Annotated in this window: 4 protein-coding genes and 2 pseudogenes; 4 read left to right on the top strand and 2 right to left on the bottom strand. The window is 68.2% G+C overall.

Annotated elements, in window-relative coordinates:
• Positions 1 to 367: 367 nt before the first annotated feature.
• A pseudogene (locus tag ABT026_RS32005) lies at positions 368 to 706 on the bottom strand (DNA-3-methyladenine glycosylase); the annotation flags it as partial.
• Between the two features lie 129 nt (positions 707 to 835).
• On the opposite strand from ABT026_RS32005, the pseudogene ABT026_RS32000 reads away from it, so the two are divergent.
• Positions 836 to 1657 (top strand): annotated as a pseudogene (locus ABT026_RS32000) (recombinase family protein); the annotation flags it as partial.
• A 660-nt stretch (positions 1658 to 2317) separates the two neighbouring features.
• Here the strand turns inward: ABT026_RS32000 and ABT026_RS31995 are convergent.
• Positions 2318 to 2929 carry a DNA-3-methyladenine glycosylase gene (locus ABT026_RS31995; protein ID WP_351118711.1) on the bottom strand — a complete coding sequence of 204 codons (612 nt, stop codon included), beginning with the start codon at positions 2927 to 2929 and terminating at the stop codon, positions 2318 to 2320.
• 286 nt (positions 2930 to 3215) lie between these two features.
• Between ABT026_RS31995 and ABT026_RS31990 the strand changes: the two genes are divergently transcribed.
• From ABT026_RS31990 to ABT026_RS31980, 3 genes are all read left to right on the top strand, one after another.
• The gene (locus ABT026_RS31990) at positions 3216 to 4001 is read left to right on the top strand and encodes a sporulation protein (RefSeq protein ID WP_351118710.1); all 786 of its coding nucleotides are present in this window, start codon (positions 3216 to 3218) and stop codon (positions 3999 to 4001) included.
• 71 nt (positions 4002 to 4072) lie between these two features.
• Entirely contained in the window at positions 4073 to 4612 is a 540-nt protein-coding gene (locus ABT026_RS31985) for a YbhB/YbcL family Raf kinase inhibitor-like protein (protein WP_351118709.1), read from the top strand.
• 180 nt (positions 4613 to 4792) lie between these two features.
• Complete coding sequence (locus ABT026_RS31980; protein ID WP_351118708.1) at positions 4793 to 5305, top strand: HNH endonuclease; 513 nt, start codon at positions 4793 to 4795, stop codon at positions 5303 to 5305.
• Positions 5306 to 5436 lie beyond the last annotated feature (131 nt).

The raw sequence follows: 5436 nt of genomic DNA, 5'->3' as shown, positions 1-5436 counted from the left end.
ACTCTATCAGACCGTTTCCGTTCCGATTTCCTCGGTGCTTTCCAGGTCCTTCGCCTTTCGGCGTTTTCCCTTTCCGGCGGTTCCGACTCTATCAGAACCTTTCGGTGCCTGATTCCCTGTCGGAGGGGGTTGCCGCCGGCTCCCGGACCAGATCAGGTCCGTCGGCCTTTCGACATTCACTACGCTAACCGACTCGCTCCCGGAACTCATAATCGAGTCCTGCAGTTCGAATTCCGAGCGTGCGGGCACGCAAGAATTCGCCCCGGTTAGGGGAGAGGTTGAGTAGTGGAGTGGCCGCACACGGTGAAGGCAGAATGCCTGCCGTGTCTTGCGGCTCGGGCTACCTTACGGATCGCGGGGGACGGCGTCAAGCCCGCCGCCGACGGGGCACGTGTGCGCGGTACCGGCTCACGGTGGGATCGCCGTCGATCCAGTAGCGCCACGGGTGGAGGTCCCCGTTCCCTCCGTCGCCGGCCACTCCGGTGCGGGGACCGTTCCTTACCTGTTCGGCGGACACGGGAGCCCCCGTAAGAACAGTGAGGGGGGAACCCCCGGCGGCGCAGGCGCCGGTGCCGTCCAGGGCGCGGTCGATGTCCAGGGCCGTGGCGAGACGCGCCGGGCCTTTGGCCAGATCCTTGTCGTAGCGGGCCGAAAGACGACGGGGGCGCAACCGCTCCGATGCCTTCCTTGGCAGTGCCGACGCTCGCGGTAGTCCGGATACCTAGGCCCGCCCCCGAGCCGCAGCCACCGGTACATGCAGTTCTTCATGTACCGGTGACTCTCTGAGCATGCATGTCGTTGACAGGCCAGACCACGACAAGCGGAAGAGACAGCGGTGCGAGCGATCATCTACGCCAGGCTCAGCCCGACACCGAGAGGCGAGGAGTCCAAAGGTGGGAACCTCGCGCAGCAGGTGGAGCTGAGTCAGGAGGTGTGCGACCGGAACGGCTGGACGGTCGTGGAGGTCATCTCGGAGGGGGACTCCTCGGCGTCAGGCTTCCGCATCGTCGAGGGGCGCAGAATCTCGGCCCGTGGCGAAGGCTGGAGGCGAGTGATCGAACTGGTGCGAGCACACAAAGCCGATGTCATCGTGGCCAGGCACTACGACCGGCTCTACCGCACGACACGAGACCTGGTCGAGTTGGTCGATCTTGCCGAGGAGACGGGTGTTCGTGTGGCAGCCGCACAGTCGCTCGGCATCCTCGACCTGGCGACTCCGACAGGTCGTCTTGCTGCTCGGATCGGCGCGGCGGTGGCGGAGAACGAGACCGAGATGCGAGTGGAGCGACAGGTACTGGGGCATCGGCGCCGCAGAGAGGCTGGCCGGCCTTTCTGGAGCACTCGCCCGTTCGGCTTCGAGCGCGACGGGACGCACCGGGAGGAGGAGGCGGAAGCCCTGCGTCAGGCGTACCGGGATGTCCCCGCCGGTGTCTCCCTGTGGTCGATCACGAAGGACTGGAACGCTCGCGGTCTGCTCTCTCCTCACGGCAATGAGTGGCGCAGCTCGAACATCCGATGTGTCCTCCTCAAGCCGCGGAACGCAGGCATCCAGACCTACTCCCAGTGGATCGAGAAGCCGGACGGGAGACGAGTGCGCGTGACCGAGGAGACCGGCAGGGCGAGCTGGGAGCCGATTGTCTCCGAGGAGGTGTTCCGCTCTCTGGCTCGCTACCTGAGCGACCCTGAGCGCAACACCGGAGGCGGAGGGAGACGCAAGGCCCTGCTGTCCGGCGTTGTCCGCTGCTCGAAGTGCCAGGCCGTCGTCACGCAGGGATGGAGCAGGCGGAACGCAGCAGGCGAGAGGTACAGGCTCTACACCTGCTCAGGAGGCCGGTGCATCACCTGCCCGGCAGACCCGCTCGAGTCCTTTGTCGTACGCAAGGTCATCGACCGGATCGAGGCATGGAGCCAGGCGCCGACCGTGGACGCCGCGGACGAGCAGCGGGAGGCCGCATTGCTGGCACAGGAAGCCGCCCTCTCCAAGAGGCGTACCGCCCTGGCGGAGATGTTCGCCGTCGGCCAGATCGATGCGTCGACCATGCGCGCGGGTATCGGCAGGTGTGATGCCGACCTGCTGGAGGTCAGGACGGAATTGGCCGGACTGTCGACGAAGCATGTGCCGGTGCATCTCGGCGACGTCGAGTACCTGCTGGAAGTGTTGGACCACGAGGACCCCGCACGGGTCGATCACGTCCGGACGGTGGTCATGCAGGCGTGCGAGCTCGTCGAGCTGCTGCCGCGAGGGCGGGGCGTTCGGGAGTTCAGGTCCGATCACTGCAGGATCACCTTTCGGGACCTGCGCGCGGTGGAGAGCGGCTCAGATCCCGGCGGACGGCTTGGCTCGCGGGCTCAGGCGGTAGGCCGAGACGGTCGGGTCGCCGGCGACGTAGAAGCGGTGCTGCCAGTCATGAGCTTTGCTCACGCCTACCCGGGGACCGACCCGGACGAGCGCGGGAGGCACTGACTCACCCTGCGACACAGCGACCGCGGTTCCACCCAGCAGATCTGCGCCGTTGTGCTCTGCCGTGATGCCGAGTGCCTGGCAGAAGTTCCCCGGTCCTCGCGCGAGACGTGAACTCTCGACTGCGCTCCCTCGGCGCTCTCGCGCCAGGTCCTCCCCTTCGACCACCTTGCCCGCACGAATGAGGACCGCAGAGGCGATGCCGTCCGTGCCGGTGACGATGTTGGCGCACCAGTGGAGACCATGGGACCGGTAGACGTACAGGTGCCCTGCGGGTCCGAACATCACGGCGTTGCGCGGTGTTCTGCCGCGGTATGCGTGCGAGGCGGGATCGGCGGAGCCGGAGTACGCCTCGGTCTCCGTAATGGCGATGCTGACGCTTCCCTCGGGTGCCTCATGGGTGAGAACGGCCCCGAGCAGCCTGGGTGCGACCTCTTCGGCGGGGTGAGCAAGATCCTCGAGGTTCATGCTGACCGCCTTGAGATGCTGTACGTCCGGTAAACGTGCACATGCCCAAGCTGGCGGGACTTTGGCGTACGGTCGGGGCTCGCGATCATGTCCTCCGAGCGTACTGGAGGGGTGGTGGCGGGGTGGGGCGGTGGATGGGGAGGGTTCTGGTCCGGTCCGTGCGGATTGGGAGGCAGGAACCGTTCGCCTGGCCTCACGCGTTACCAGTAACCGTCAGGGATCGCAGGAACCTGAGGACGACTGAGAGGGCGCGGACCCACGGGGGCGCCTGGAGAGAGGGACACAGATGGGGTTCAAGAAGCTGCTCGCGAGTCTCGGTGCCGGGGGCGCCTCGGTGGAGACCGTGCTGACCGAGGTCAACGTGGTCCCCGGCGGCGTGGTGCAGGGTGAGGTGCGGATCCAGGGCGGGTCGGTCGACCAGCAGATCGAGGGGCTCGCGGTCGGTCTGCAGGCGCAGGTCGAGGTCGAGGGCGGGGACAACCAGGAGTACCGGCAGAACATCGAGTTCCTGAAGGTCCCGCTGGGTGGTGCGTTCCAGCTGCAGGCCGGTGCGGTGCACACGGTGCCGTTCGGCATCGACGTCCCGTGGGAGACGCCGGTCACGATGATCGACGGTTCGGCGCTGCGCGGCATGCACGTGGGTGTGACCACCGAGCTGGCGATCGCGCGGGCGGTCGACTCCTCCGACCTCGACCCGGTGAACGTGCACCCTCTGCCGGCCCAGAAGGCGATCCTGGACGCCTTCGTGCGTCTCGGCTTCCGCTTCAAGAACGCGGACCTGGAGCGCGGGCACATCCGCGGGACCCGGCAGAAGCTGCCGTTCTACCAGGAGATCGAGTTCCTTCCCCCGCAGCAGTACCGCGGGCTGAACCAGGTCGAGATCAGCTTCGTCGCGGACCAGTCCGAGATGGACGTCGTCCTGGAGATGGACAAGAAGCCGGGGCTGTTCAGCGAGGGCAGCGACACCTTCCGCTCGTTCAAGGTGGGTCTGCACGACTACCAGGGGACCGATTGGGCGGCGTACCTCAACCAGTGGCTGTCCGAGGTCGGCAGCAAGCGCAACTGGTTCTAGGCTCGGACGGGACAAGCGGAACCGCGTCCTTCGCGGGCGCGGTTCCTGACCCACAGCCAGGAGGTACCGAGGTGACCCAGTCCAGCCGGCCGCCGCTGCCGCACGACTTCCATCCGCAGGTCCCGTCGTTCACGGTGACCAGCGACGACGTGGAGGCGGGCGGCACGCTAGCGGACGCCCAGGTGCACGCGGCGGGCAACACGTCCCCGCACCTGCGCTGGGAGGGTTTCCCGCCCGGGACGAAGAGCTTCGCGGTGACGTGCTTCGACCCGGACGCCCCCACCGGCAGCGGGTTCTGGCACTGGGTGCTGTTCGACATCCCGGCCTCGGTGACGGAGCTGCCGGCCGGCGCGGGCTCGGGCGCGTTCGAGGGTCTGCCCGAGGGCGCGGTGCACGCGCGCAACGACTACGGCTCGCGTGACTTCGGCGGGGCCGCGCCGCCGGCCGGGGACGGACCGCACCGGTACGTCTTCACGGTCTACGCCGTGGACCAGGAGAAGCTCGGCCCGGACGCGGACACCAGTCCGGCGGCGGTCGGATTCAATCTGCGCTTCCACACGCTGGGCCGCGCCCACCTGATCGGCGAGTACGAGGTCCCCGCCGGGAACTGAGTCCGCGTCAGTGCCGCACGGCACGTTTTGCCCGTCCCTGGTCTTGGAATTGATCAGGGGCGGGCTTCTTTTCTGCCGTTGGGGCGGCGGATATTGCGTTGTCCCTCGCGGCATGCCCGGCCAGAGTGGGATTCCGGCTGCCAGGGGGGCGGCCGGCACACGAGAGGTGGGCTGGTTGTTGTGCGGGACACGCTGGTGCTGAACGCGAGCTTCGAGCCGCTGTCGACGGTGACGCTGAACCGTGCCGTGGTGCTGGTGCTCCAGGACAAGGCGGTCGTGGAGCAGGCCCATCCCGATCTTCGGATGCGGGCGGCCGCGGTGGACATACCCGCGCCCCGGGTGATCAGGCTCTGCCGGTACATCCGGGTGCCGTTCCGAAGACAAGCGCCGTGGTCGAGGCGGGGAGTGCTGGTACGGGACAGGCACCGGTGCGCCTACTGCGGTGGGCGCGCCTCCACCGTCGACCATGTGGTGCCGCGGGCGCAGGGTGGCCAGGACTCCTGGCTGAACACCGTGGCCTCCTGCGCGGAGGACAACCACCGCAAGGCGGACCGGACGCCGGAGCAGGCGGGGATGCCGCTGCTGCACGAGCCGTTCGAGCCCACGCCGGCCGACGCGATGCTGCTGGCGATAGGCGGGAACCGTGATCTCGCGGACCTGCCGGAGTGGCTGGCGGTCCGGGCGGCCGCCTGACCTCAGGTGTGAACGAACGACGTGGGGCCCGTTACCCCGGCCGGGGTAACGGGCCCCCCGGGGTTGTTGGCAACCCCCCCGGGGGGGGAGGGCCCCGCCGGGGGGGGGGCCCGGCGGGGGGATCGGGCTAG

This window comes from Streptomyces sp. NPDC002734 (assembly GCF_040295685.1).
In the GTDB taxonomy this organism is placed as follows: domain Bacteria; phylum Actinomycetota; class Actinomycetes; order Streptomycetales; family Streptomycetaceae; genus Streptomyces.
Note: the sequence above shows the minus strand (reverse complement) of the source record. Positions and strands in the feature narration are given on the sequence as shown.